We start from the raw sequence: 26,873 nt of genomic DNA, 5'->3' as shown, positions 1-26,873 counted from the left end.
CACTCGCAATGCGTATTTCGGGAAAATGTTGTGGTTATTACTACATTTTTCCTTGAGTGATGCCTTGAAAAAAGGTATTTGTAGCTTAACTTGATAAAAGAACAAACATCATGCCTTCGATAACCGTGGAACCCTGCACCTTTGCCCTGTTTGGCGCCTTGGGTGATCTGGCGCTGCGCAAGTTATTTCCTGCCCTTTATCAACTCGATGGCGCCGGGTTGCTGCACGACGACACACGCATCCTGGCCCTGGCCCGTGAAGCCGGCTCCGAGCAGCAACACCTGGCCCATATCGAAAAAGAATTGCGTAAATACGTCGGCAAGGAACTCGACGAGGCCGTGGCCCAGCGTTTCCTCGCGCGCCTTTCGTATGTGCATGTCGACTTCATGAAGGCTGACGACTACGTTGCCCTGGCCGAAAAAGCCGGCAGCGATCAACGCCTGATTGCCTACTTCGCCACCCCGGCGGCGGTGTACGGCGCGATCTGCGAAAACCTGTCCAAGGTTGGCCTGGCGGAAAATACCCGCGTAGTGCTGGAAAAACCCATCGGTTCGGACCTGGAGTCATCGCGCAAGGTCAACGACGCCGTGGCGCAGTTTTTCCCGGAAAACCGCACCTACCGCATCGACCACTACCTGGGCAAAGAGACGGTGCAGAACCTGATTGCCCTGCGTTTCGCCAACAGCCTGTTCGAAACCCAGTGGAACCAGAACTACATCTCCCACGTGGAAATCACCGTGGCCGAGCAGGTCGGCATCGAAGGCCGTTGGGGTTACTTCGACAAGGCCGGCCAGCTGCGCGACATGATCCAGAACCACCTGTTGCAGCTGCTGTGCCTGATTGCCATGGACCCGCCGGCCGACCTGTCCGCCGACAGCATCCGTGACGAGAAGGTCAAGGTGCTCAAGGCCCTGGCGCCGATCAGCCCCGAAGGCCTGACCACCCAAGTAGTCCGTGGCCAGTACATCGCCGGCTACAGCGCTGGTAAAGCCGTGCCGGGTTACCTGGAAGAAGACAATTCCAACACCCAGAGCGACACCGAAACCTTCGTCGCCCTGCGTGCCGATATCCGCAACTGGCGTTGGGCCGGGGTGCCGTTCTACCTGCGTACCGGCAAGCGCATGCCGCAAAAGCTGTCGCAGATCGTCATCCATTTCAAGGAACCGTCCCACTATATCTTCGCCCCCGAGCAGCGCTTGCAGATCAGCAACAAGCTGATCATCCGCCTGCAGCCGGACGAAGGTATTTCCTTGCGTGTGATGACCAAGGAACAGGGCCTGGACAAAGGCATGCAACTGCGCAGCGGGCCACTGCAATTGAATTTTTCCGACACCTATCGCAGCGCACGCATCCCCGATGCCTACGAGCGATTGTTGCTGGAAGTGATGCGCGGCAATCAGAACCTGTTTGTTCGCAAAGATGAAATCGAAGCCGCGTGGAAGTGGTGTGACCAGTTGATCGCCGGGTGGAAAAAATCCGGTGATGCGCCCAAGCCGTATGCGGCGGGGTCCTGGGGGCCGATGAGCTCCATTGCACTGATTACGCGAGATGGGAGGTCGTGGTATGGCGATATCTGAATTGAAACTGCCTCAGGGCGTCACTGCCCATGAGTACCGTACGCCTGCGCTGCTGGCCGATGGCCTGGCCAATGACGTGGCCGAACAACTGCGCGCGGCCATCAGTGCCCGTGGCGAGGCGACGTTGGTGGTGTCCGGTGGCCGCAGCCCCGTGGCGTTTTTCCAGAACCTGGCCAAGCAGGGCCTGGACTGGTCCAAGGTCACCATCACCCTGGCCGATGAGCGCTGGGTGCCGGTCGAACACGCCGACAGCAATGCCGGCCTGTTGAAGCAACACTTGCTGCAAGGCCCGGCGGCCAAGGCGAAGTTCTTGAGCCTGTACAGCCCTGCCGCCAACCTTGAAGACGCTGCCGAGCAGGCCGATCGCCTGCTGGCCGAGCTGCCTGCCATTGATGTGCTGGTGCTGGGCATGGGCGATGACGGTCACACTGCCTCGCTGTTCCCCAACAGTCCCAACCTGGCTGAAGCCCTGAAGCCCGACGGTACCCGCCGTTGCTGGCCGATGCTGGCACCGACCGTGCCGCACCAGCGCCTGACCATGAGTCGCGCGCTGTTGGCGACGGCCAACTACACCGTGCTGTCGATTTCCGGCAGTTCGAAATTGACCACCTTGAGCGCCGCCCTGGCCAGCAACGATGTTGCTGCCATGCCGATTCGCGCGTTTTTGCAACCTACTCTAGAGATTTACTGGTGCCCATGAGCCAAGGATCAGCCGCTATGAAAAGCCCCCAATCGACCGTGTCCATGGCGGATAAAGTTGCCTTGATCGACAGCCTCTGCGCCAAGGCGCGGATCCTGCCGGTGATCACCATCGCCCGCGAACAGGACATCCTGCCGTTGGCCGACGCCCTGGCCGCTGGCGGTTTGACCGCGCTGGAAGTGACCCTGCGTTCCGAGTTCGGCCTCAAGGCCATTCAGGTCTTGCGCGAGCAACGTCCTGAGCTGTGCACCGGTGCCGGTACCGTGCTCGATCGTCACATGCTCGAAGCGGCCGAAGTGGCGGGCTCGCAATTTATCGTCACCCCTGGCATCACCCGCGACCTGCTGGAAGCCTCGGTGCACAGCCCGATCCCGCTGCTGCCGGGCATCAGCAACGCCTCCGGCATCATGGAAGGCTACGGCCTGGGTTATCGCCGCTTCAAACTGTTCCCGGCTGAAGTCAGCGGTGGTGTTGCTGCCATCAAGGCGCTCGGCGGCCCGTTCGGCGAAGTCAAATTCTGCCCGACTGGCGGTGTTGGCCCAGCCAACATCAAGAGCTACATGGCGTTGAAAAACGTGATGTGCGTGGGGGGCAGCTGGATGCTGGATCCGGAGTGGGTCAAGAACGGCGACTGGGCGCGTATCCAGGAAGTCACTGCCCAGGCGCTGGCGCTGCTGGACTGAACGGATTTATCGAATCGTTGTTGCTGTGCTTAACGGCATTTTTGCGGCGCACTTGGTCGGTGTGCCGCTTTTTTTTGCCTGTAGAAAAACCTCAAGCACATCGCCGCTCTGAAGGTGGGAGCTGGCTTGCCTGCGATAGCCATTTATCAGTTAGCCCATCTTTGGCTGATACACCGTTATCGCAGGCAAGCCCGCTCCCACAATTTTAATCGGTGTTTAGTTTGGTGATCGCGTGGACTAGCGCATTGATGTCCGCCGCCGACGTCACCAGCCCCGGCGTCACCCGGATACAGGTGCCAAACGCTGCCCCCGTGCGCGTAGTGGTGAACAGGCCGTGCTCCTTGAGCAACCTGTCCACCATCGCCTGCTGATCGCGCCCGATGAACTTGAAGGCGGTGATCCCGCAATACAGTCGCGGGTCATCCGAAGTCAGCACTTCGATCCCCGCCAACGGCCGCACCTGGTTCACCCACAGGTTGCGCAGGTAATTGACGCGTGCGCCCTTGGCTGCAGCGCCCCCCAATTGTCGATGCTCTTCAAACACCAGAGGCAAGGTCATCAGCGCCGGAAAGTTCGGTGTGCTGTAGGACGTACGCGCTCGCACATCGGTGGCTGGGTAATGGAACTCGCCCATATCCGGGTCGATATCGGCCAGGCGCTCCGGTGCGATGTACAAAAAGCCCAGGGTCAACGGCGCGCCGATCCACTTGTGCAGGTTGAAGCCTGCGAACTGAATGCCCAGTTCGGCCAGGTTGAATTCGATCTGGCCCAAGGCGTGGGCGCCGTCGAGGATCACGTCGATTCCTCGTTCGCGCGCTGCCTTGGCAATGGCCGCAACCGGCATGACCAGGCCCGTACGGTGGGTCACATGGGTCAAGGCCATTAATTTCAGGCGCGGGTACTGCACAAACGCATCGTGATAAGTCTGCACCAAGCTGTCGAAACGGGCCGGGTGGGTGTGGGCCACCTCTATGACTTCCACGCCGCGAGTCGCTGCCAGCCAGCGCATGGCGCCTTTGACTGTGTCGTATTCCAGATCAGTGATCAGCACCTGGTCGCCCGGTTGCAGGCGGTTGTAGTTGCGGATCAGCGACTGCAAGGCTTCGGTGGCGTTACGGGTGAAAGCGACCGACTCGGGGTCGACAGCAATCAACCCGGCCAACTGGCGGCGTATCTCGTTGTTTTCACCCTGTTCAAAACGCTGGCGCACATGCACAGCGTTGCTGCGGTTGATAAAGCTGATGTGCTCAAGGTATTGGGCCTGCACCGCCCGGCTCATGCGCCCGAAGTAGCCGTTTTCCAGGTTGATCGGGCCGGGCTCGCACTCGTAACGCTGAGCGATGGCCTGCCAGTGCGCTTCGTTATCGGCATTCCTTGGCATGGTGGGTCTCCTAGTGGCGGGGGGCGGGTCTGCCGTGTTTGGCGCGCAGTGGCTCAAGCAATTCGGACAGACCGTTGTGGTCGATTTCCTGCATCAAGGCCAGCAAACCGCCCAGCTCCCCGTGGGGGAAACCTTCGCGGGCGAACCAATTCAGGTAGGGCCCAGGCAAGTCGGCAATGATCCGGCCTTTGTATTTGCCGAAGGGCATTTGGCGGGTGATGAGCAGTTCGAGTTTTTCGGGATTCATGAGCGTCGCAGGGTTCAGGCCAGGCTTTCGAAAATACAGGCATTCTGCATGAAGGCCAAATGACAGATCATGCAAATAACCAAGATACAGATGGTTCAATAATTCGTAACTTATTGAAATCAAACATAAAAATAATTTTTGAAAACCTGGCACGGGCGCTGCAATAACCAAGGCAACCTTCTAACCCGTACAAGGAATTGAAAAATGACTGATATCAACAAAGAATCGATCTCCGTACTGAACGACCTGATCGAGACCAGCATCGACGGCCAAAAGGGTTTCAAGGAATGCGCTGAAGACATCAAGCATCCAGAACTCAAGGCCCTGTTTGCCAAACGCTCCGCTGATTGCGCGACAGCCGCTGCTGAACTGAAAACTGCTGTGCGTGCCTTGGGTGGCGATCCTGAAGATTCCGGCAGCATGGCCGGCGCCCTGCACCGTGGCTGGGTCGACGTGAAGTCGATGGTCACTGGCAAGGACGAAGAGGCCGTATTGAACGAAGCCGAGCGCGGTGAAGACCACGCATTGAAGGCTTACCGTGAAGCGATCGAGAAGATCAACAAACACAACCTGGTGGGCATTCGTGACTTGGTTGAGCGTCAGTACCACGGTGTACAGCGCAATCACGACCAGGTAAAAGCCCTGCGTAACCAGGCCCGCGCTCAGTCGTAAGACCTACGCTGGGCTTAGTGTGGGAGCGGGCTTGCCCGCGAAAGCGGTGGATCAGTCACGGTTGTATTGACTGACACACCGCATTCGCGGGCAAGCCCGCTCCCACATTTGTTTTACGCAAAGGCTGGAATGTAGATCAGCCAATACTGATCGGCGGTAGCTCGGTCAAGGTCACCACTTGCTGCTTACGTGGCGCCAGAATTTCCGCCTCGCCATCGACGACCAACTCATCACGCTGGTTGAACACCCGAGTGGCAATGCGCACGCGAAACTTCGGCAGTTTCTCGAGGATTTCCAAGCGCACGGTCAATGTGTCGCCGATCTTTACCGGCTTCTGGAAGGTCATCTGCTGGCCGATGTAAATCGTGCCCGGCCCAGGCAACTCACAAGCCACCGCCGCGCTGATCAGCGCACCGCTGAACATGCCGTGGGCAATCCGCTCCTTGAACATGGTTGCCTTGGCGTATTCAGCATCCAGGTGCACCGGGTTGTGGTCGCCGGACATGGCGGCGAACAACTGGATATCACGCTCTTCGACGGTTTTGCTGAAGCTGGCGGTCTGGCCTACTTCGAGCGCTTCGTACGGGGTGTTGGTTACCTGGGTCATCTAAAGGTGCATCCTGTGGCTTATCGATAATTAATCGGCTGATTTTAAAGCAAAAACTATTCGCAGCGGGTGGGCCTGCGCAACGCCAGCGCCTGTTCCAGCCAGCTCAGCAGGTCGGCGGTGACTTCATCACGGTTGGTTTCGTTGAACACTTCATGCCGCGCCTGCGGGTAGAGGTTCAATTGCACGTTCTGGCAGCCGGCCTCACGCAGTGCGTGGGCCAGGTCCTTGAGACGCTTGCCTTCGCTCACCGGATCACATTCGCCGCCCATCACCAGGATCGGCAAGCCCGGGTCGATCTGCGCGAGATTGGACGCTTTGCTGATTTGCTGCAAGCCGCCCAGCAGGTCGATCCACAACTGGTTGGTGCAACGAAAACCGCAGAGCGGGTCATTGATGTACTTGTCGACTTCGTCCGGGTCGCGGCTCAGCCAGTCGAAGGCGGTGCGGTTGGGCTTGAACGCTTTGTTGAACGAGCCAAATGAGAGGAACTCGATCAACGCACTACGGCCGCGCAACCCTTGGCGCAAGCGTTCGATACGTGCGATCAGCCGGGCCGCGCTATATAACACCACCGGCTGGAAATTCGAACCGCTGAGAATCGCGCCATGCAGGCTGGCGCTGTGGTGCAGCAAATAGCCCTGGGCGATGTAGCTGCCCATGCTATGGCCGAGCAAAATAATCGGCAGGTCCGGTTGCTGCTGGCCAATATGCTGGTTGAGGCTGGCCAGGTCGCCGACTACTTTGTTCCAGCCATCCTTTTCAGCGTACAGCCCCAGGATGCCCTCGTCGGCGGTACGGCCATGGCCGCGCTGGTCCAAGGCATACACGCCGTAGCCGGCGCGGCACAAGGCGTCGGCCAGGCGAGCATAACGACCACTGTGCTCGGCCATGCCATGGGAGAGCATGACCACCGCCCTCGGCGGGCTGTCTGGCAGCCATTGGTTGACAGACAGGCGGCTGTGGTCGTTCGCGGTCAGCCAGAAGGTGCTGTGGTTCATGGCGGCTTCCTTTGCTCAGGGTCGTTGCAGTGTATAGCTCATCGCCAGAATTGCGCGGCATCTACCTGCACGTTAGACGCAAGATTCACGCAATCAATGACAGGATTTATCTTATTTGCCTGTTTGGTCATAGCTGCTAACGTCCCTCAAATCTCCGCTTTTTATCAATGCTTAAAGCGGCCGGACACACTCAGGTAAGAGGGCAAGAATAATGCAACCTGATTTCTGGAATGACAAACGGGCGGCGGGCGTCCCCAATGCCATCGACCTCACGACCTATAAGTCAGTGATCGAGGTCTTCGAGCGTTCCTGCAAGACCTTCGCTGACCGTCCGGCGTTCAGCAACATGGGCATTACCCTGACCTACGCCGAGCTGGAACGCCAGAGTGCGGCGTTCGCCGGTTACCTGCAACAGCACACCGACCTCAAGCCCGGTGAGCGCATTGCGGTGCAAATGCCTAATGTGCTGCATTATCCAGTTGCCGTATTCGGCGCACTGCGCGCCGGGCTGATCGTGGTCAATACCAACCCGCTGTACACCCCTCGCGAGATGCGCCACCAGTTCAAGGACGCAGGCGTGCGGGCGCTGGTGTACCTCAACCTGTTCGGTTCGCGGGTGCAGGAGGTGTGCACCGACACCGAGATCGACTACTTGATCGAAGCCAGGATGGGCGACTTCATGCCCGCCGCCAAAGGCTGGCTGGTCAACACCGTGGTCGACAAGGTGAAGAAGATGGTCCCCGCCTATCACCTGCCGCGGGCGGTATCGTTCAAGCGCGCCCTGCGCATGGGCGCGGGCCTTGGGGTGACGCGCCATCCGGTAACCCTGGACGACATCGCCGTGCTGCAATACACCGGCGGCACCACCGGCCTGGCCAAGGGCGCGATGCTCACCCATGGCAATCTGGTAGCGAACATGCAGCAGGTGCGGGCGTGCATGTCGCAACTGGGTGAAGACGGCCACCCGCTGATCAAGGAAGGGCAGGAGGTCATGATCGCGCCGTTGCCGCTGTACCATATCTATGCATTCACGGCCAACTGCATGTGCATGATGGTGTCCGGCAACCACAACGTATTGATCACCAATCCACGCGACATCGGCGGGTTTATCAAGGAATTGAAACAGTGGCGCTTCACTGCGCTGCTGGGGCTCAACACCCTGTTTGTGGCGCTGCTGGACCACCCGGATTTCAAGAGCCTGGACTTCTCCCACCTCAAGATCACCAACTCCGGTGGCACCGCTCTGGTCAAGGCCACGGCGGAACGCTGGAAGGCGCTGACCGGTTGCGCCATCGGCGAAGGCTACGGCCTCACCGAAACCTCGCCGGTGGCCAGCACCAACCCATACGGCGGTCTGTCGCGCCTGGGTACCGTGGGCATCCCGGTGCCGGGCACAGCCATGAAAGTGATTGATGATCAAGGGCACGAACTGCCGTTGGGCGAGCGCGGCGAGTTGTGCATCCAGGGTCCGCAGGTAATGAAAGGCTACTGGCAGCACCCGCAGGCCACTGCCGATACGCTGGACGCTGAAGGCTGGCTCAAAACCGGTGACATTGCTGTGATCGATACCGACGGCTATATCAGTATTGTTGATCGCAAGAAAGACCTGATTATCGTCTCCGGCTTCAATGTCTATCCCAACGAAATCGAAGACGTGATCATGGCCCATCCGGCCGTGGCCAACTGCGCCGTGATCGGCGTACCGGACGAGCGCACGGGGGAGGCGGTGAAGCTGTTCGTGGTGGCACGGGCCCAGGGGGTGAGCCTCGAGGAACTGAAGACGTACTGCAAGGCCAACTTCACGGGGTACAAGGTGCCTAAGCATATTGTGCTGAGAGAGTCGTTGCCGATGACACCGGTGGGCAAGATCTTGCGCCGGGAGCTGCGCGACATCGCTTGAATTGAAATAGAGTACAAAAAATGTGGGAGCGGGCTTGCCTGCGATAGCAGTGTTTCAGTCACCTGTTGAACTGACTGATCCACCGCTATCGCAAGCAAGCCAGCTCCCACACTGTATTTTTCGCCCTTGAAAGCCTGTTCTAGAGCCATTTTTGGCGTTATAGAATTTTTGCTCTAAAAGTGACCATTGGATATTCTTGAGTCATGTTTATGACTGTAGGGCCCTCTTTTGGCTCTAGGCGGCCCTTGGCAAAGCTGCTACTCTCGGCGCGCTTTGTGACTTCTAGGCCTGCTTGAAAGCGCCAGACTCACCTAAAAACATACACCAATAATAATCGCATCAAATGCGATGATGAATTCGCGTCGCTGAGGAGTGGGCTTCCATGAATGAAGACTTTTGGAAGGATAAGTACCCCGCCGGGATTGCTGCACAGATCAATCCAGACGAGTATCCGAATATTCAGGCGGTACTGAAGCAGTCCTGCCAGCGCTTCGCCAACAAACCGGCTTTCAGCAACCTGGGCAAGACAATCACCTACGGTGAACTGTACGAATTGTCCGGCGCATTCGCCGCGTATCTGCAACAGCATACCGACTTGAAGCCTGGCGATCGAATCGCTGTGCAACTGCCCAACGTTCTGCAATACCCCGTCGCTGTATTCGGTGCCATCCGCGCCGGCCTGATCGTGGTCAACACCAACCCGCTGTACACCGCGCGGGAGATGGAACACCAATTCAATGATTCGGGGGCCAAGGCCCTGGTTTGCCTGGCCAACATGGCGCACCTGGCTGAAAAAGTCGTGCCCAAGACCGCCGTCAAGCACGTGATCGTCACCGAAGTTGCCGACCTGCTCTCGCCGTTCAAGCGCGTGCTGATCAACAGCGTGATCAAGTACGTGAAGAAAATGGTCCCGGCCTATCATCTGCCCCAGGCCATCAAGTTCAACGACGTACTCGCCAAGGGCCATGGCCAGCCGGTCAACGATGCCAGCCCGGCCAGCGGCGATGTGGCCGTGTTGCAATACACCGGCGGTACCACCGGCGTGGCCAAGGGCGCGATGCTGACCCACCGCAACCTCGTCGCCAACATGTTGCAATGCAAGGCGCTGATGGGCTCCAACCTCAATGAAGGCTGCGAGATCCTGATCACACCGCTGCCGCTCTACCACATCTATGCCTTCACCTTTCATTGCATGGCGATGATGCTGATCGGCAACCACAACATCCTGATCAGCAACCCGCGCGACCTGCCGGCGATGGTCAAGGAACTGTCGAAGTGGAAGTTCAGCGGCTTCGTCGGCCTCAACACCCTGTTCGTGGCACTGTGCAACAACGAAGGTTTCCGCAAGCTGGACTTCTCTGCGCTGAAGGTCACCCTATCGGGCGGCATGGCGTTGCAACTGGCTGCGGCGGAGCGTTGGAAGGCCGTGACCGGCTGCGCGATCTGCGAAGGCTACGGCATGACTGAAACCAGCCCGGTGGCCACGGTCAACCCGATCCAGAACATCCAGATCGGCACCATTGGCATTCCGGTGCCTTCCACCGCGTGTAAAGTCATCGCCGACGACGGTACCGAGCTGGCGCTGGGCGAAACCGGCGAGCTGTGTGTAAAAGGTCCGCAAGTGATGAAGGGCTACTGGCAGCGCCAGGATGCCACCGACGAGATGCTCGACAGCGAGGGCTGGCTGAAGACCGGCGACATCGCGATCATCCAGCCAGACGGCTACATGCGTATCGTCGACCGCAAGAAGGACATGATTCTGGTCTCCGGCTTCAACGTCTACCCCAACGAGCTCGAAGACGTGCTGGCGGGCCTGCCGGGCGTGCTGCAGTGTGCGGCCATCGGCGTACCGGATGAAAAATCCGGCGAGCACATCAAGTTGTTCATCGTGGTCAAGCCAGGGGCCACCCTGACCAAGGACCAGGTGATGGAACACATGCGCGCCAACGTCACCGGCTACAAGGTGCCCAAGGCCGTGGAGTTCCGTGATGCGTTGCCGACCACCAACGTGGGCAAGATCCTGCGGCGTGAATTGCGTGATGAAGAACTGAAGAAACTCGGTCTTAAAAAGTAACCCATAAAAAACCCCGCTGATGCGGGGTTTTTTATGAGGGCGCTGGCCAAACACTTACCTCCTGTGGGAGCGGGCTTGCCTGCGACAGCGCTACACCAGCCACTGCTGTATCGCCTGACTCACTGCCATCGCGGGCAAGCCCGCTCCCACAGGGTTACCGGGCTTACAGCGCGAACTGCGCGAAGCTCACACCCGCACCGGCGGGGCGTACGTCCTTCAAGAACGAGTCCTTATCCGCGCTTAGCTCCAGGGTAATCTCCGGCTTGCGCTTGCCCGCATTGCGCACCACCAGCCCCTCGAGTTTTTCACGCAGGAACACGGTCGGCACCTTAAGGTGCAGCAACTGGTCGGTGTCGGCGTTGTGCATCAACAGATGGATCCACTCGTACTGGCCCACGGCAATACGCCCCACCGGCAGGTCGAACCACCAGATGTTGCGTTTGCGGTCCAGGTCGGTGAAGTGGCAGTTGTTGACGCCGAGTACGGCACCGCCCAGTTCCTGGTTTCTGCGGGCAATGGCCTGTGCTTTATTGAGTTTCATAACCTTCCTACGGGATCTGTTATTCAGCGTTGCAGCCTGAATGTGCCGGGCATTCTCGTGGGTTGGACATAAAACATAAAGCCAAACCTGCCGCTTTCGATGAAATGCTCGTACAAAAATAATTGAAACTCTGCCGTTGCGCTTCAGGTCAACCGCTACGTAGTGACCAAAAACCATTTGATTGTTATCAGGAGTAATACCATGAGCAGCACTTCCGATAAGGTAAAGGGCTTGGCGAACGAAGCTGTCGGTAACATCAAGCAAGGCGTCGGTAAAGTCACAGACAATGACAAACTGCGTGCTGAAGGCGTGATCCAAGAGAAAAAAGGCGAAGCTCAGCAAGCAGTGGGCAAGACCAAGGACGCAGTGAAAAAAGCCACTGAGTAACACGTCCTGGCGGGCAGCCCCCAGCAGCCCGACGGCCATCCACGGATGGCCGTTTTTGTATCCGGTGTTGCAACTAAACTTTCGAAATTGTTTCAAAGTCGCCAAATGGGCTACTTTGATGTAGAAAACGGCCCCTGAGTCGCCCATGAACTCAATCTCTTTGCGGCGAAAGGAGACGCTATGATTTTTCCGGTACTCGATGGTCTCAAGCTGCACAAGGTGCTGATGCGCACCGTCACTGAATTTCTCGATGACGAGATGCCGACTTACGCCTCGGCACTGGCCTACCAGATGCTGTTCTCGTTGTTCCCCTTTCTGCTCTTCCTGATCGCCCTGATCGGTTTCCTGCACCTGCCTGACTTCTTCACCTGGCTGCGCCTGCAGTCGGAACTGGTGTTGCCGCCCCAGGCGCTAGAGCAAGTCAACCCGGTGATCGACCAACTGCAGCAGTCCAAGGGGGGGCTGCTCTCGGTCGGTATCGTGATTGCCTTGTGGACGGCCTCCGCGGGCGTGCGCCTTATGATGAGCGCCATGAACGCCGCCTACGACGTGGTTGAGGGCCGGCCGATCTGGAAGCGTTTTCCACTGTCGATTTTCTACACCGTCGGCATCGCCGGCATGCTGCTGGCTGCTGCCGCGCTGATGGTGCTCGGCCCGCAGGTCATGGAGTGGCTGGCCGGGCAGATCGGCATGCAGGAATTCGTCGTCACCCTGTGGACTATCCTGCGCTGGCCATTGATCGTGATCCTGCTGATGTTCGCCGTGGCACTCATGTATTACGTGATGCCGGATGTCGAGCAGGAGTTTCGCTTTATCACCCCAGGTTCGGTATTGGCGGTGGTGGTGTGGATCGTCGCCTCCCTCGGCTTTGGCTACTACGTCAAAACCTTCGCCGACTACAACGCCATGTATGGCAGTATCGGTGCGATTATTGTCCTGCTCCTGTATTTCTATATCTCCGCTGCCGTGCTGTTGCTCGGCGCGGAGATGAATGCCGTGATCGAACACATGTCTGCCGAAGGCAAGGACCCCGGGCAGAAGGAAATCGGCGAACCGGCCCCGACTGAAAAACAGCACGTCTCTGGCTTAGGCCGGGACCACTCCAAGCCCATTACCGAGCCTGAACAATGATCCGTGAAATCCTGAAAATGGGCGACGAGCGCCTGCTGCGTATCGCCCCGCCGGTACCGCCGGAGATGTTCGACAGCCCCGAGTTGTGGCAACTGATCGACGATATGTTCCAGACCATGGAACACGTAGGCGGTGTTGGCTTGGCTGCACCGCAGATTGGTGTCGACCTGCAACTGGTGATCTTTGGTTTCGAGGCCAGCGAACGCTACCCGGAGGCGCCGCCGGTACCCCAGACCATTCTGATCAACCCGCTGATCACACCGCTTAGCCCGGTACTGGAAGAGGGCTTTGAAGGTTGCCTGTCAGTACCCGGCCTGCGCGGCGGCGTGAACCGTTACCAGCAGATCCGCTACGAAGGTTTCGACCCCAAGGGGGAGCCGATTGTGCGTTTTGCCGACGGCTTCCATGCGCGGGTGGTGCAGCATGAGTGCGACCATTTGATCGGCCGGTTGTACCCATCGCGGATTACCGATTTCAGCAAATTCGGGTTTATTGAAGTGATGTTCCCGGAGCTGGACCCAACGGCTGACGAATAGCCCACAGTTCAACTGTGGGATCAGTGTTTATTCAGGACTGGGGCATTGAGCCCCATCGCAATCATCGGCTTATTGCGCTTGTAACGCACCAGCCGTTCACTCAGCGATTGCGGCAAAACCGTGTCCTGGCTGAACCCCATGCCCCGATACAACCCTTCCAGGTCCGGATGGCACAGCAACCAGACCGTCCCCTCACAACCCGCCACGGCCTCTTCAACCAGTCGCGCCGCGAGCCCCTGGCCACGATAAGTCGGCGCCACAAACACCCCCGTCAGCCACTGCCCACCCACCACCGGGCTCAAGCACAAGCCCGCCACGATGTCGCTATCGCGCGCCACCCACAAGCGGCCGCCCTTGAGTGCCTTCATCGACGAATTGTGGTTGCGATAAAACTTGTTCAGCAGTGGCCACAGAGGCTCTGCCAGCGGTTCGATGTGCAATGGGGGCATGGGGTTCAGACAAGCATTATCCAGGGCCGGGGATTATAAGCGCCTTCTGCCGGGCAATAGGTGGTATACCCAGTGCTACATCCCCTGTTAGTGGAGCATGCATCATGGCCAAAGGTATGGATTCAAAGAAAGCCGCCAAGAAAAAACCGGCAAAGACCGCCGATGAAAAACGCGCGGACAAGAAGACCAAAAAATCCGAAGCAGGCCTGTTCGGTCACTGAGTTACACGCTTAGAACCAAACGATCTGCAAGATTTTCCCGCCTCATTGCACAGAGCAGGAAACACCTGCTCTGAGCTGCCGATGGCCAATTACCTTGATCCGACCCAACGCCGGGAAATCGAAGCCCTGGCGACAACCTTCGTGGCAAGAACCGAATGGCCGACCTGGCTACTGTTGATCGGCGTATATGCCGGCTGGTTCGCGGTGATCCTTGGCAGCCGGTGGCTGGGCCTGTGGCTGAGCATGTTGCTGCTGATTCCGCTGGTGACCCTGTGGCTATCGGTGCAGCACGAATTGCTCCACGGCCACCCGACCCGTTCGTTGTTGCTCAATAAACTCCTCGGCTATGCGCCTTTCGCGGTGTGGTATCCCTATACGCTGTACCGCGACAGCCACCTGTTGCACCACAACGACGACAACCTGACCCTACCGGGCATCGACCCGGAAAGCCGCTACCTCAATCAGCAGCAATGGGACGACAGCTCGCTGTTCGAACGTGGCGTGCATTGGCTGACCAAGACCGTGCTTGGCCGCTTCCTGCTGGCTGCGCCGTTGGCCATTGGCCGGTTGGCCCGTCACGAGTTTCAACGCCTGCCCCAGGTATGGCCGATGTGGCTGGCTCACGGCGCCGTTACTGTGCTGATGCTGAGTTTCATTGCCTCCTACAGCGCGCTTGCGGTGTGGCATTACCTGCTGCTGGTCAGCGTGCCAGCGTTGTCCCTGGCTTCGATCCGTTCCTACTATGAGCACCGCCCCCATCTCCGGCCGGAACACCGCACAGTGCTCAACGAAGCGTCCTGGCCCTGGGCCTGGCTGTTTCTCAACAACAATCTGCACCTGGTGCACCACGATCTGCCAAAGTTGCCGTGGTACCTGCTGCCCAGGGTGTACCGTGCCCGGCGCGAGCAGTGGCTGGTGCGCAGCGGTGGCTTCCTGGTGCAAGGCTACGGCCAGTTGATCAGCCGTCACGGCCTCAAGGCCATCGACAGTCCCCGGCACCCGTTTGCCTGAGAGGCGACCATGAGTGAGTACTACGCCGACCTGCGCATGTACGTTGCGCCCGAACCCATCCAGCAGGCCAATCAACACTGGCTGGCGCGCATCCTTGAGCGCTTGAAGCTGCATCGTCTTAACGCCGACCACCTCGACTTGCGCGGCCTGTGGCTGGCGCCACAATTGCTCGTCAGCCAAACCTGCGGCTACCCGCTGATGACCCAACTGCGCGGCCAGGTGCGCATCATTGGGCGCCCCCGTTACGAGTTGGCCCACAGCAGCCACGGCGAACATTGCAGCCTGCTGTTGACCCGCGCGGACAACCCGCGTACCCGCCTGACGCAGTTCTACCAGAGCCGCGGCGTGATCAACGGCCACGACTCCAACAGCGGCATGAACCTGCTGCGTCACTGTCTGGCGCCGTTGCAGCGCGACGGGCGGTTCTTCGCCAGCGTCGGCATCAGCGGCGCCCACCGCGAGAGCTTGCGCTGGCTGCGTGAAGGCCGCGCCGACCTCGCCGCCATCGATAGCGTCACCTACGACTACCTCGCCCGATTCGCCCCCGAAGAGGTCGCGGGCCTGCGCGTTATCACCCGCAGCGCGCCGAGCCCGACTTTGCCTTACATAGGCGCGCTGGGCTTGAGCGATGGGCAGGTGGCGCAGATTCGTGAGGCGATGAACCTGGCGTTGCAGGACCTGCCGCAGGTGGCGCAAACCCTCGGTGTGCGAGCTGTGCTTCCTGCCAGCGAAGATGACTATCAGGTGGTGTTGGATTACCAGCGCAAAGCCGCCAGCATCGGCTATTCGGTACTTCAATAAGGTTATATAAGAATGCGTTTTAAGTATTATTAAAGCATAAGGAGCCTTGCTAGGATTGCTTCACCGGAACACCGGACATACCGCGCAACCTACTCAGAAGGAGCCCCTATGTCCGGCGCCGATCGTGCTCACAGCGACTATGTGGGCTCCCTGTTTCGCATTCATTACCCTTGGCTGTGCAGCCGTTTGCACCGCTACCTCAACTCCCGTGCCCACGCCGAAGACATCGCCGTCGACGCGTTTGTCCAGCTCTTGAGTGCACCTCAGGTAGCGCCGATACGACAGCCCCGCGCATTGCTTACCACCATTGCCCAGCGCCTGGTGTACCAGGTGTGGCGTCGACGTGACCTGGAGCGTGCCTACCTCGCTGCGCTGGATAACGATGCGGCCTGCGCGGAGGGCAGGGCCCGAGTGCTCGAAGCGCTGCAGGCCGTCGAGCAGACGCTCGACCGCTTGCCGGCCAAGGTCAAGGCGACGTTCCTGCTGTCCCGCGTCAACGGCCTGACGTACCCCCAGATCGCCGCCGAATTGGGGATTTCCCAGCGCTCGGTCAGTGACTACATGGCCCGCGCTGTTACCGGACTTGAATCCCGCCCCGATCAAATGTGGGAGCTGGCTTGCCTGCGATAGCGGTGAGCCAGCCAACACCTCTGGCCATGACAGGCCGCCATCGCAGGCAAGCCAGCTCCCACACTTCCTGTGCTCACTTTGAATCTGATCGAACCACCAAGAGGCAACTTATGAAAGCAATCAAACACCTGCTGGGCAGTTCGCTGCTGGCATTGGCGGTACTGGCGCAACCCACCTCGGCGGCCGAACCTTCCACGCTGCGCATCGGCTACCAGAAAAGCTCGGTCAGCATGGTGCTCGCCCGTGAGCACAAGCTCTTCGAAGCCGCACTGCCCGGTACACAGGTGCAGTGGACCGAATTCCTCGGTGGCCCGCCGCTGATCGAAGCGCTCAACGCAGGCAGCCTGGACATCGGCAATATTGGTGATATCCCGCCGATCTTTGCCCAGGCGGCCGGGATCGACTTGCAGTATTTTGCCGTCGAGCCCAACGAGGGCAAGGCCGAAGCAGTGCTGGTGCCCAAGGCCAGCACCGTGCAGAACGTGGCCGAACTCAAGGGCAAGCGCGTGGCATTGCTCAAGGGCTCCAGTGCACACAACCTGTTCCTCAAAAGCCTGCTGCACGCCGGGTTGCAGTGGAAGGATGTGAATGTGGTGTACCTGTCGCCTTCCGACGGCCGCGCCGCGTTCGAACAAGGCAAGGTGGACGCATGGGTGGTGTGGGACCCGTACTACTCGGCCGCCGTGATCGACGGCTCGGCACGTGTGCTGCGGGACGGGCAAGGGTTGAACCCTGCGGGCAGTTTCTTCGTGGTCAACCACCCGTTTGCCAAGCAGCACCCAGAGGCCATCGCCACGATTATCCAGACGCTTGGCAAGGCGCAGCGCCTGTCGCTTGATGAGCCTGCCGCGAGCATCACGCTGATGGCCGGTACCCTGGGCCTGCAACCGGCGGTGGTCAAAAGCTACTTCGAACATCGCTCGCCTGAGCCGATCCGCCCCTTGGCGGCCATCGACATTGCCAACCAGCAACGCACCGCCGACCTGTTTTTTGCCAACGGCCTGATCCCGAAAAAAGTCGACGTGCAGCAGGCTGTCTTCAAGCCCCTTGATCATCCCTGAGTAGTGATGCTGGCGGATTAGTGGCCTTGCAGAGTGCCAAGGCCTGTCTATGCTCACCCAGAACCGTTAACGACGCTTGGCCGATAAAGCGTTTCCAATGGTTATTTCCCCATGCAGGTGTACCAGAAATATCCAACGTATGAATGGAATGCGCCCTCCAGGCGCCGGGAATCCAGGGTGATCTGACCATGTTCAACCGCCAGCACAAATCCGACCTGCAAGAGATCCAGCGTTTTTCCTGTGCCCTTACCGAAGCCAACGCCAAGCTTGCCGCCATCAGCCGCTCCATGGCGATGATCGAGTTCGACCGCACGGGAGTGATCCTGAATGCCAACGAGCGTTTTTGCCAAACCATGGGCTACAGCATCGAGCAGATCCGTGGCAAACATCACCGCCTGTTTTGCGAGGAGGCGTATACCCACACCGATGCCTACCACCAGTTGTGGCGCGATCTGGCGCGAGGCGAGGCGCTCAGTGGCACCTTTATGCGCTTGAACAAGCATGGCGAGGAGGTGTGGCTCGAAGCCAGTTACATGCCGGTGCTGGACAGCGACAACCAGGTACGCAGTGTGATCAAAGTAGCGTCGGATATTTCTGCACGGGTGCACCATGAACACGAAAACCAGAGCCTCATCGACGCCATTGGCCGTTCCATGGCGGTAATCGAGTTCACGCCCCAGGGCCAAATCCTGAATGCCAACGACAATTTCCTGCGCACCGTGCAGTACACGCGGGAGGAAATCATCGGCCAGCACCACAGCATGTTCTGTCATCGCAGTGAAGTGGAGTCGCCGGCCTACAAGGCATTCTGGGCCTCACTCAATCGCGGCGAATATCACTCCCATCGCTTCGAGCGTAAAAACAAATACGGTAAGACCTTGTTTCTGGAGGCGTCCTACAACCCGATCTTCGACACGAATAGGCGCCTGTACAAAGTGGTGAAGTTCGCCAGCGACATTACCAGCCAGGTCACTACCCTGCGTACTGCCGCCGATTCGGCCCACGCCACCTCGGTGCAAAATGACGCCTGCGCACGCAAGGGCTCGCAGGTGGTGCAGCAAACGGTAGAGATCATCGAGGCGATCTCCAGTGACCTCAACCAGGCTGCCGAGAGTATCGATGCGGTGAACAAGCAATCGGACATCATCGGCGCCATTGTGCAGACCATCCGCAGCATCGCCGAGCAAACCAATATGCTGGCACTCAATGCGGCGATTGAGGCGGCGCGGGCCGGTGAGCATGGACGTGGGTTCGCGGTGGTGGCCGATGAAGTGCGCAGTCTCGCGGCACGCACCAGCCAGGCCACGGTGGAGATCGTGGATGTGGTGCGCAAGAATCACGACCTGTCGCTGTGCGCGGTGTCGAGCATGCAGTCGAGCCTGAGCCGTACGGGGCTCGGGGTGGAACTGGCGAATGAAGCGGGGCAGGTGATCCTGGAGATCCAGGAAGGCTCGCGGCATGTGGTGGATGCGATCAGTCAGTTCAATTCCACGCTGCAACTGCAGTAATTGAAACCTGCGCTGATACCCTGCGAAAGAATATTCAAATGTGGGAGGGGGCTTGCCCCCTCCCACATTTGGATTCCCTGCGCGACTAGATCGCAGCCAGGGTTTCTTTCACGGCCTGCGCCTGTGGGTCAGCCGTCTTCGCCGCTACCTGCTGCTGTTGCTGCTGCTGGAGGCGCTCGGATACTTCCTTGGCAAAGGCCTCGTCAATGTAGCGGCGGGTAGGCGGGCGCTTCAGGCGGCAAGCGATGACCGTATAGAGACCAATCGTTGCCGCTGGCTAGCTGTTTTTTACGGTGCGAATATCAAACGAGCCTTTGAACGAACGGTCCGTGCCTTCGACCTCAGCAGTGATTTCGAAAGTGCCGGCTGCAGAGCCTGTATTCCCGTCATAGGTGCGCAAGTCAAGCGTGCCGCTTTTTGCACGGTAGGAGGTGCGATGGCCGAAGACTGTTTGTCGGAAATAGCTGACGTTAACGTCTTTTGGCCAAGGTTGAGGCACGGTGATCGGACCTGGGGGCTGATCCTTGGGAAAGTCGATTTGAATGCCGATAAAGTCGCCACCCTGGCTGGGCTGGCGTCCATCCAGAGTGATCCAGCGTCCGGGACTGGATTCGCGATATACGACGTTGCTGGTATCTATTTCACCTTCGAAGCCTGTGGATTTAAGCCATCCTGCCGAGGCGTGTTCGCTCTGTTCCATGTTCAATCCGAGTTACCTTCCAATGGCGGCCCACCACGGGAACGCCTGATTATCAGTAGAACCGCCTGAGGCGTTGCGATCTACTGTCAAAGTTGACAGTAGAGTCACTCCGCTGACGGACGGTATCGAGCGCCGACGGTGGTCAATGGGCGATATTTTCCAATGCCAGATTACGCGTACGCGGCCCGAACCAACTGATGGTAATCATCACGATCAACATGCTGCTGGCGATAAACGCCAACACCCCCGGCGTGCCAAGGTGCTCTAGGATAAAGCCGATCAACAGGCTACTGAACACCGTGGACAAACGGCTGAACGAATAACAGAACCCGACCGCTCGCGCACGGATATTGGTGGGGAACAATTCGCTCTGATAGGAGTGATAACTGAAGCTCAGCCAGGCATTGCAGAAGGTGATCATCACCCCGCAGAAAATCAGCCCTAACGCTGTGGTTTGCAGGGCAAACAGGCTGCCGAAGATCACTGCACCCATGGCCGAGCCGACAATTTGCCATTTGTTCTCAAAGCGGTTGGCCACCTTGACGAACAGCAGCGGGCCGAGCGGGTAGGCGAGGGTGATGATAAAGGCGTAGAGCAGGCTGTGGGTCACGCTGACACCCTGGCCCGAGAGCAAGGCCGGCAGCCAGTTGCCAAAGCCGAAGAAGCCGATGGCTTGGAATACATGGAACACGATCAGCATCAAGGCGCGTCGCCGGTAGGGCGGCTGCCAGATATCGGCGAAACGGCCATTGCCCTGCACGCTGATGGCTTCGGGGTCCGGTTCGTCCAGCGGCTTGCCATGATCCTTTTGGCAGCGTGCCTCCAGGTTGTTCAGGATCGTGTCGGCCTCTTCGAAGCGTCCCTTTTGTGCAAGCCAGCGCGGTGACTCCGGCAGGCGCTTGCGCAGTTGCCAGATAAACAGCGCAAACACTGCACTTGAGAGCACCACCCAGCGCCAGCCCGCGATACCGAACGGCGCCTGTGGCACCAGCCACCACGACATCAAGGCCACAGCCGGTACCGACAGAAACTGGATAAAAAATGCAAAGGCAAACGCCGAACTGCGCATGCGCTTAGGTACCAGTTCCGAGAGATAGGCATCGATGGTCACCAGTTCGATGCCAAGGCCAATGCCCACCAGAAAGCGCATGCAGATAATGCCCACGGCCGAGGTCTGAATGCCCATCAGCACCGTTGCCACCGTGTACCAGACCAGCGCAAAGGTGAAGATCGCGCGTCGCCCGAAGCGGTCGGCGATGGGGCTGAGCAGGCTGGCGCCGAGGAACAGGCCCAGGAATGTGGCCGAGGCGAAAGCGGCCTGGTCCGAGAAGCCGAAAACACCTTCGCTGCCGGTATGAAAAATCCCGTCGCTGATCAGGCCAGGGCTGATATAGGCGGTTTGGAACAAGTCATACAGCTCGAAAAAGCCGCCGATGGAGAGCAACGCCACCAGGCGCCAAATAGTGGCGACGGCGGGCAGGCGGTCGATGCGGGCGCTGATGTGGGCGGCTCGGTGGGGGGCGAGGGTGTCCGTAGCTGAGACGGGGAGTGTGGACATGAATAAATTCCATAGTCGGTCACCTGGAATCTTAACTGGCTAACGGAAAGCGGTGTTTGTTAAGTTGCGGACGGTAGCCCGTACATTCGCCGATTAATTGCGCGCGGCGCCTCTGTTTCAGAGGTTTATCGCGCGAGGGCGCGAAGGCTGTCCTGCCGAAGGTTGCTATCGGCAGGCAGCTTCTGGTGCGTGGATGTTCTAGACGTGCTTGAAGTCCTCAACCTTATAAGCGCCTTGGGTGAAGCTCATCTTCTTTTGAGGGGCTTGCGCGGTTTGCGCCTCAAAGTGGAGGGACGCTGACAGCATATTGCCTTGCAGTTTCAATACGGTGAATTTGCCACTGGTTGCCATATAGTTGCCGGACTCGCCTTGTCGCGTGTCGTCAAACTCAAGCCTTACTTTTTTATCACTCCCCGTTGCATCGATGTCGTAGGTCTCACCTGCCTTGATATTTTGGTCGATGCTTATTTTTATCAAGCCAGATTCGGACATGATTCCAACGGTCGAATTGAAATTTGACTCTCCGTTCAAATGGGCGACGTAAGACGTTTCAAATGGGAAGTTCCACCCATCGATTACGCCGAAAATTTTGTCGTTCTCACCGATCTTCTTGCTCATGGCCGCTTCTCCATATCCAGGAATGAGCGAGGCGTTGCCTTGCTCTGGCTTATGAATAGGTGAAGATGAAAAACAGGTCTACTGTCAAATATGACAGGTGGTAGTGGTTTTCAGACCAATGGTGATGACCATCGGCCTGAGGCCTAATAGCTCGCTTAGTCATGGCCGTCGAGGGCGAAGGTCTTGAAGCCGGCATGCTGGCTGAGGCGTTGGTAATACGCCGCGATGGCGGGGTAGGGTGGCCGCTCAATGGGTGTCATCTGCCACCGATGCACCGAAAGGCCTATCAAGATGTCAGCGAGGGTGAACTCTTCGCCCGCGACGTAGGCGCCGGTCTTGGTCAACTGTTGTTCCAGCAAGGCCATCTTGTCATTCCAGGCCTGCACGCCCGCCTGGATGCGTTGCGGGTCCTGATAGTCCGGGTTCTTACGCACCAGTGCGTGGAACGCATAGCCCCATGAAGGATTGAGTTCGGTGGCCTGCCAGTCCATCCACTGTTCAACCCGTGCACGCAAGGCAGGCTCAACGGGTAGCAAGTCATGGCGCTGATAAAGGCCGACAAGGTAGCGACAGATGGTATTGGACTCCCACAGCACGCCATGGTCGTCGATCAGCACCGGCACCTGCGCGTTGGGGTTCAAAGCGAGGAACTCGGGGGACTGGGTGGGCTTGAAGCCGATGCCCCAGTCCTCACGCACGTAGTCAATGCCCAGTTCCTGGCAGGTCCAGAGTACTTTGCGCACGTTGATGGAGGAGGTGCGACCCAAAATTTTCAGTGAATGGCCCATGGTGCTTCCCTGGCATTTGGAGAATGACCAATCTAGCAGGCGCCGGGCACAGCGGCGAGGGTGTGAAGCGGGCACGGTCGAAAATGTGGGAGCTGGCTTGCCTGCGATAGCGCTGTGTCAGTCAATGAAGGTACTGCCTGATACGCCGCTATCGCAGGCAAGCCAGCTCCCACAGGGATCGTGGATTGCCTCAGCAGCGTGGTGTGTGCTGGTCCATGGCCTTGCCCACCAGCAATACGCTCAGCTCGCTCAATTGATGAATGGCCAGGGCCACATCACGGTGTTTGCCGGTGAGGTCATCGGACAGGTCGAGCAGTAAGGTGCTGACGGAGCAGACGGTTTCGTAGCTGTTGGCCAGCAGGGTTTCAGTGGAAACATCTGGGATGAGCGTGAAGAGGGTGGTTAGCGGCGGATCGATTTTTTTGATCATCAGAGCATCCTGGAATGGGCTGCCGCCGTATCGCTACTAAACGAGGGTGGCAGCTGTACGCAGGTTAGTAGACCGGTGGACACTCAAAGCCGGCGCACCCGAAAGTGCCCTACGCACAGCCGCCATTAACGCGGGCAGGCTTATGCACTTAGAGTGACCAAACTCGGGCTACTAAACCCGATCACCGAGAAATTCAGCGACCGGCAAACCTTAGAGACCGTCACCGAGGCGCACAAGCCGGCGGATTCTGACGTAAGCGTAGGCAGCGGAGCAAGGCGCTTACTGCAATGTAAGCCGCTTCCTACGGCTGTCCTACCTATCAAGTGGGCACGGTAGAAAAAGGTGGGAGCTGGCTTGCCTGCTCCCACATTGTGTGCGTTCAGCTCGACGTTCAGGTGCTCTCGCGCACCTGCAACTCAAACCCCATATCCACCACTGGCTTGGCCACCTTGTTGCCCGCCATGATCGTCAGCAAATGCTCCGCCGCCCGACGCCCGATGGCTTCCCGTGGCGTGCTGATGCTACTCAGGCGCGGCACCATGAATGAGGAAGCGGGTAGGTCGTTGAAGCCCAGCACCGCCACACGTTCAGGCACCTTGATGCCATGGCGCAGGGCTTCGAGCAGGGCGCCCTGGGCCAGGTCGTCGTTGCCGAAGAAGATCGCATCCACATCCGGATGCGCTGCCAGCAATTGCAGGAACAGTTCGCCGCCCAGGCCCACGGAGGAGGGACGTGGTGTCAAAAGCTCCAGCGCCGGGTCGTACATGCCCGCCTGCTGCAAGGCGCGGCGGAAACCTTCGCCGCGCAACAACGTGCGCTGATCCAACTGCGCGCCGATATAGGCCAGGCGCTTGCGCCCCCGGGACAGCAAGTGCGCCGCCGCGGTCTCGCCAGCGGCCAGTTGCGAGAAGCCCACGCAGTTCACCCCGGCATTAGGGTCCAGATCCATCATGTACACACAGGGCACATTGCTGGCCTCGACCATTCGTCGCGCGCTTTCGGTGCGGTCAAACCCGGTCAGCAGCAATCCCCGCGGCTGATAGGCCATGTAGTTGCGCAGCAGGTCTTCTTCTTCATCGCGCGAATAATGGGAGTTGCCGATCAGTACTTCAAAGCCCTTGGGCCGCAGTACCTGATGAATAGCTTCCAGGGTTTCGATAAACAGCAGGTTGGACAGTGACGGCACCAGCACCACCACCGAATGGCTCTGCGCCGAGGCCAGAGCGCGGGCGGCGGGGTTGACCACGTAGCTCAGTTCGGCGGCGGCCTGTTGCACCTTTTCTACCAGCTCCGTGGCGACCGTGCTGATACCGCGCAAAGCACGGGAGGCGGTAATCGGACTGACGCCAGCCAGGCGGGCGACTTCGTTCAAGGTGGGGCGACCCGTCGTGCGGGTATTTTTATCGTTCTTAGAGGTCATCAGGCAGCTTGCCAAACAAAAATCGAGGCACTAAGGTAGCGCTGTCTCCAAAGGGCTGCAAATTCTTGGATAAAGGGTTGCCTGATCCTGTCCAGCTCTTGAAGTCAATCTGTTGGAACGGATGCACGCGTCACTCCATAAAAATGACAAGTCGGCGCGGGAAAAGCCTGTTTTTGCACTAGCCTTACGCTATGCAAAGGTAGCGCTATCTGCGTCCTGAGGTGTTTCATGAGTCAACCTGTTACCGCCCTGGTCATCATGGGTGTTTCCGGCTGTGGCAAGTCCAGCGTCAGCCAAGCCCTGTGCGCCCTTAACGGCGCCACTGCCATTGAAGGCGACAGCTTTCACCCCGCCGCGAACATCGAAAAGATGAGCGCCGGCCACCCCCTCAACGACGACGACCGCGCCGGCTGGCTCGACATCCTGTGCGATGAACTGCGCCGCGCGTTGAAAGCGGGCGAGCATCCTGTACTGACCTGTTCGGCCCTGAAGAAAAAATACCGTGACCACTTGCGCGAAGCCGCGCCGGGCCTGGGTTTTGTCTTCCTGGAACTGACCCGCGAAGTCGCCGCCGACCGCGTGTCTCACCGCCCCGGCCATTTCATGCCGGCAAGCCTGATCGACAGCCAGTTCGCCACCCTTGAATCGCCCAAGGGCGAGCCGCTGACCCTGGCCTTGAACGCCAGTGAAGACAGCGTCGAGGAGCTGGCCGAGCAGACCAATACCTGGTGGCGCAAGCACGGCTTTGAACCTACTCATTAATTTTTTGCCGGAAAAGATAGCGCTATCCCCGGCAGGAAGTTCAACACCCGCTTTAATAACAACAACAAACAGGAGAGACCCCCCATGTTTGGCATGTCCCACGAGTCTTACCTGCTGCTAGATGCAGTAGTCACTATCATCGGGTTGATCGTACTGATCACCAAGTTCAAGGTGCACCCGTTCATCGCACTGATCATCGCGGCCGGTTTCCTCGGCCTGACCTCGGGTATGCCCGTGGACAAGATCATCAAGGCGTTCCAGGACGGCTTCGGCGGGGTGCTCGGCTTTGTCGGCATCATCCTCGCGCTGGGCACGATGCTCGGCAAGATGATGGCCGAGTCCGGCGGTGCCGATCAGATCGCCCAGACCTTGATCCGCGCCTTCGGCAAAGAGAAGGTCCAGTGGGCCATGATGTTCGCCGCGTTCCTGGTGGGCATCCCGCTGTTCTTCGAGATCGGCTTTGTATTGCTGATCCCGCTGGTGTTTATTGTCGCCCGGCGTACCGGCGTGTCGCTGATCAAGATCGGTATCCCGCTGCTGGCCGGTTTGTCGGCGGTGCACGGCCTGGTGCCACCGCACCCGGGCCCGCTGCTGGCCATCGGCGTGTTCGGTGCCGATATCGGCAAGACCATCCTGTACGGTCTGATCGTTGCGCTGCCGACCGCCATCATCGCCGGCCCGATTTTCGGTACGTTCATCGCCAAGTACATCCCGGGCAACCCGTCCCAGGAACTGGTGGACCAACTGGCCCGCGAGACCGATAACAAGTCGCTGCCCAGCTTCAGCATCACCCTGGTCACCGTGCTGCTGCCGGTGTTCCTGATGCTACTCAAAACCTTTGCCGACATCGCGTTCGCTGAAGGCAACGTGGTGCGTAACTGGATGGACATGATCGGCCACCCGATCACCGCACTGTTGCTGGCGTTGCTGTTGTCGCTGTACACCTTTGGCCATCGTCAGGGCATCCACTCCAAGCAGATCCTCAAGCTGCTCGACGCCAGCCTTGCGCCGACCGCCGCGATCATCCTGATCATCGGTGCCGGTGGTGGCTTCAAGCAGATGCTGGTGACCAGCGGCGTGGGCGACGTGATCGGCCATATGGCGGTGAACGCGCAGATCAACCCGATCCTGCTGGCGTGGCTGGTGGCGGCGGTGATTCGGATTGCCACCGGTTCGGCGACGGTTGCGACCATTACCGGCGCGGGCATTGTGGTGCCGGTGGTGGGCATGATCCCAGGGGTTAACCGCGAGTTGCTGGTACTGGCGACGGGCGCGGGTTCGTTGATCCTGTCTCACGTCAACGATGCGGGGTTCTGGCTGGTCAAGCAGTACTTCAACATGACCGTGGCCGAGACGTTCAAGACCTGGACGGCGATGGAGACCATTCTGTCGATCGTGGCGCTGATCTTCATCATGTTGCTGTCGTTGGTGGTGTAAGCCACACCACAAAAGCAGTGGCGGCAACTCGATCAAAATGTG

28 protein-coding genes and 1 pseudogene are annotated in these 26,873 nt (G+C 58.9%); 17 read left to right on the top strand and 12 right to left on the bottom strand.

The annotated features are described in order from the left end of the window. The first annotated feature begins 110 nt into the window (after positions 1–110). From zwf to AB4P90_RS22490, 3 genes are read left to right on the top strand one after another with little or no spacing between them, the layout of a single operon-like run. Positions 111–1,577, top strand: a complete 1,467-nt coding sequence (gene zwf, locus AB4P90_RS22500) for a glucose-6-phosphate dehydrogenase (protein WP_014719663.1) — start codon at positions 111–113, stop codon at positions 1,575–1,577. Next, entirely contained in the window at positions 1,564–2,277 is a 714-nt protein-coding gene (gene pgl, locus AB4P90_RS22495; RefSeq protein WP_019819352.1) for a 6-phosphogluconolactonase, read from the top strand. Before zwf ends, pgl begins: the two co-directional genes overlap by 14 nt. Before the next feature lie 17 nt (positions 2,278–2,294). Continuing rightward, positions 2,295–2,960, top strand: a complete 666-nt coding sequence (locus AB4P90_RS22490; RefSeq protein ID WP_019819350.1) for a bifunctional 4-hydroxy-2-oxoglutarate aldolase/2-dehydro-3-deoxy-phosphogluconate aldolase — start codon at positions 2,295–2,297, stop codon at positions 2,958–2,960. 205 nt (positions 2,961–3,165) lie between these two features. Here AB4P90_RS22490 and AB4P90_RS22485 read toward each other — a convergent pair whose 3' ends face one another. Both AB4P90_RS22485 and AB4P90_RS22480 read right to left on the bottom strand, forming a co-directional pair. Further along, positions 3,166–4,341 (bottom strand): aminotransferase class V-fold PLP-dependent enzyme, encoded by a 1,176-nt coding sequence (locus AB4P90_RS22485; protein ID WP_191948886.1) that lies wholly within the window; start codon positions 4,339–4,341, stop codon positions 3,166–3,168. Positions 4,342–4,351: 10 nt separating this feature from the next. Further along, a complete protein-coding gene (locus tag AB4P90_RS22480) occupies positions 4,352–4,588 on the bottom strand; it encodes a DUF3820 family protein (protein WP_003193750.1) in 237 nt (78 codons plus the stop codon). Between the two features lie 204 nt (positions 4,589–4,792). Between AB4P90_RS22480 and AB4P90_RS22475 the strand changes: the two genes are divergently transcribed. After that, a complete protein-coding gene (locus AB4P90_RS22475) occupies positions 4,793–5,260 on the top strand; it encodes a PA2169 family four-helix-bundle protein (protein WP_014719659.1) in 468 nt (155 codons plus the stop codon). A gap of 136 nt (positions 5,261–5,396) precedes the next feature. Here the strand turns inward: AB4P90_RS22475 and AB4P90_RS22470 are convergent, their stop codons facing one another. Together AB4P90_RS22470 and AB4P90_RS22465 are read right to left on the bottom strand one after the other, a co-directional pair. Beyond that, positions 5,397–5,867 carry a MaoC family dehydratase gene (locus AB4P90_RS22470; RefSeq protein WP_003193747.1) on the bottom strand — a complete coding sequence of 157 codons (471 nt, stop codon included), beginning with the start codon at positions 5,865–5,867 and terminating at the stop codon, positions 5,397–5,399. 56 nt (positions 5,868–5,923) lie between these two features. Next, positions 5,924–6,868: a lysophospholipase gene (locus AB4P90_RS22465; RefSeq protein ID WP_395605385.1), complete on the bottom strand. Its 945-nt coding sequence runs from the start codon at positions 6,866–6,868 to the stop codon at positions 5,924–5,926. Positions 6,869–7,079: 211 nt separating this feature from the next. Between AB4P90_RS22465 and fadD2 the strand changes: the two genes are divergently transcribed. Then, positions 7,080–8,768: a long-chain-fatty-acid--CoA ligase FadD2 gene (gene fadD2 / locus AB4P90_RS22460; RefSeq protein ID WP_395605384.1), complete on the top strand. Its 1,689-nt coding sequence runs from the start codon at positions 7,080–7,082 to the stop codon at positions 8,766–8,768. Positions 8,769–9,150: 382 nt separating this feature from the next. Next, the gene (gene fadD1, locus AB4P90_RS22455) at positions 9,151–10,842 is read left to right on the top strand and encodes a long-chain-fatty-acid--CoA ligase FadD1 (protein WP_014719656.1); all 1,692 of its coding nucleotides are present in this window, start codon (positions 9,151–9,153) and stop codon (positions 10,840–10,842) included. Positions 10,843–11,005: 163 nt separating this feature from the next. On the opposite strand, the gene AB4P90_RS22450 is transcribed toward fadD1, so the two are convergent. Continuing rightward, positions 11,006–11,383, bottom strand: a complete 378-nt coding sequence (locus AB4P90_RS22450; protein WP_003193739.1) for a hypothetical protein — start codon at positions 11,381–11,383, stop codon at positions 11,006–11,008. Between the two features lie 201 nt (positions 11,384–11,584). Between AB4P90_RS22450 and AB4P90_RS22445 the strand changes: the two genes are divergently transcribed. The 3 genes from AB4P90_RS22445 (at position 11,585) to def (ending at position 13,437) form a co-directional block, all read left to right on the top strand. Next, positions 11,585–11,770, top strand: a complete 186-nt coding sequence (locus AB4P90_RS22445; protein ID WP_003193737.1) for a CsbD family protein — start codon at positions 11,585–11,587, stop codon at positions 11,768–11,770. Between the two features lie 180 nt (positions 11,771–11,950). Beyond that, a complete protein-coding gene (locus AB4P90_RS22440; RefSeq protein WP_014719655.1) occupies positions 11,951–12,901 on the top strand; it encodes a YihY/virulence factor BrkB family protein in 951 nt (316 codons plus the stop codon). Next, positions 12,898–13,437, top strand: a complete 540-nt coding sequence (gene def / locus AB4P90_RS22435) for a peptide deformylase (RefSeq protein WP_395605383.1) — start codon at positions 12,898–12,900, stop codon at positions 13,435–13,437. Before AB4P90_RS22440 ends, def begins: the two co-directional genes overlap by 4 nt. A 20-nt stretch (positions 13,438–13,457) precedes the next feature. Here the strand turns inward: def and AB4P90_RS22430 are convergent, their stop codons facing one another. Next, entirely contained in the window at positions 13,458–13,886 is a 429-nt protein-coding gene (locus AB4P90_RS22430) for a GNAT family N-acetyltransferase (RefSeq protein WP_019819336.1), read from the bottom strand. Positions 13,887–14,188: 302 nt separating this feature from the next. Between AB4P90_RS22430 and AB4P90_RS22425 the strand changes: the two genes are divergently transcribed. From AB4P90_RS22425 to AB4P90_RS22400, 6 genes and pseudogenes are all read left to right on the top strand, one after another. Further along, positions 14,189–15,118: a fatty acid desaturase gene (locus tag AB4P90_RS22425; RefSeq protein ID WP_014719652.1), complete on the top strand. Its 930-nt coding sequence runs from the start codon at positions 14,189–14,191 to the stop codon at positions 15,116–15,118. Positions 15,119–15,127: 9 nt separating this feature from the next. Continuing rightward, positions 15,128–15,919, top strand: coding sequence for a phosphate/phosphite/phosphonate ABC transporter substrate-binding protein (locus AB4P90_RS22420; protein ID WP_014719651.1), 792 nt, complete (start codon positions 15,128–15,130; stop codon positions 15,917–15,919). Between the two features lie 108 nt (positions 15,920–16,027). Beyond that, positions 16,028–16,549: a sigma-70 family RNA polymerase sigma factor gene (locus AB4P90_RS22415; RefSeq protein WP_395605382.1), complete on the top strand. Its 522-nt coding sequence runs from the start codon at positions 16,028–16,030 to the stop codon at positions 16,547–16,549. A 110-nt stretch (positions 16,550–16,659) separates the two neighbouring features. After that, entirely contained in the window at positions 16,660–17,610 is a 951-nt protein-coding gene (locus AB4P90_RS22410; RefSeq protein ID WP_019819326.1) for an aliphatic sulfonate ABC transporter substrate-binding protein, read from the top strand. Between the two features lie 143 nt (positions 17,611–17,753). Next, positions 17,754–18,527 (top strand): annotated as a pseudogene (locus tag AB4P90_RS22405) (PAS domain-containing protein); the annotation flags it as partial. An 18-nt stretch (positions 18,528–18,545) separates the two neighbouring features. After that, positions 18,546–19,118: a methyl-accepting chemotaxis protein gene (locus AB4P90_RS22400; protein ID WP_370694805.1), complete on the top strand. Its 573-nt coding sequence runs from the start codon at positions 18,546–18,548 to the stop codon at positions 19,116–19,118. Between the two features lie 277 nt (positions 19,119–19,395). Here AB4P90_RS22400 and AB4P90_RS22395 read toward each other — a convergent pair whose 3' ends face one another. The 6 genes from AB4P90_RS22395 to AB4P90_RS22370 form a co-directional block, all read right to left on the bottom strand. Then, positions 19,396–19,818: a hypothetical protein gene (locus tag AB4P90_RS22395; protein WP_019819324.1), complete on the bottom strand. Its 423-nt coding sequence runs from the start codon at positions 19,816–19,818 to the stop codon at positions 19,396–19,398. Positions 19,819–19,960: 142 nt separating this feature from the next. Then, the gene (locus tag AB4P90_RS22390) at positions 19,961–21,376 is read right to left on the bottom strand and encodes an MFS transporter (RefSeq protein WP_032902779.1); all 1,416 of its coding nucleotides are present in this window, start codon (positions 21,374–21,376) and stop codon (positions 19,961–19,963) included. 198 nt (positions 21,377–21,574) lie between these two features. After that, a complete protein-coding gene (locus AB4P90_RS22385) occupies positions 21,575–21,994 on the bottom strand; it encodes a hypothetical protein (protein WP_102666861.1) in 420 nt (139 codons plus the stop codon). 155 nt (positions 21,995–22,149) lie between these two features. After that, complete coding sequence (locus AB4P90_RS22380; protein WP_191948889.1) at positions 22,150–22,782, bottom strand: glutathione S-transferase; 633 nt, start codon at positions 22,780–22,782, stop codon at positions 22,150–22,152. A 190-nt stretch (positions 22,783–22,972) separates the two neighbouring features. Further along, positions 22,973–23,212, bottom strand: coding sequence for a DUF6124 family protein (locus AB4P90_RS22375; RefSeq protein ID WP_014719643.1), 240 nt, complete (start codon positions 23,210–23,212; stop codon positions 22,973–22,975). A gap of 391 nt (positions 23,213–23,603) precedes the next feature. After that, complete coding sequence (locus AB4P90_RS22370; RefSeq protein WP_161793224.1) at positions 23,604–24,635, bottom strand: LacI family DNA-binding transcriptional regulator; 1,032 nt, start codon at positions 24,633–24,635, stop codon at positions 23,604–23,606. Between the two features lie 225 nt (positions 24,636–24,860). On the opposite strand from AB4P90_RS22370, the gene AB4P90_RS22365 reads away from it, so the two are divergent. Together AB4P90_RS22365 and AB4P90_RS22360 are read left to right on the top strand one after the other, a co-directional pair. Then, positions 24,861–25,394, top strand: coding sequence for a gluconokinase (locus AB4P90_RS22365; RefSeq protein ID WP_014719641.1), 534 nt, complete (start codon positions 24,861–24,863; stop codon positions 25,392–25,394). 84 nt (positions 25,395–25,478) lie between these two features. Next, positions 25,479–26,831, top strand: coding sequence for a GntP family permease (locus AB4P90_RS22360; protein ID WP_014719640.1), 1,353 nt, complete (start codon positions 25,479–25,481; stop codon positions 26,829–26,831). Positions 26,832–26,873: the final 42 nt, after the last annotated feature.

Origin of the sequence: Pseudomonas sp. B16120, assembly GCF_044218845.1 — a bacterium.
GTDB classification, from domain to species: Bacteria; Pseudomonadota; Gammaproteobacteria; order Pseudomonadales; family Pseudomonadaceae; genus Aquipseudomonas; species Aquipseudomonas paracarnis.
Note: the sequence above shows the minus strand (reverse complement) of the source record. Positions and strands in the feature narration are given on the sequence as shown.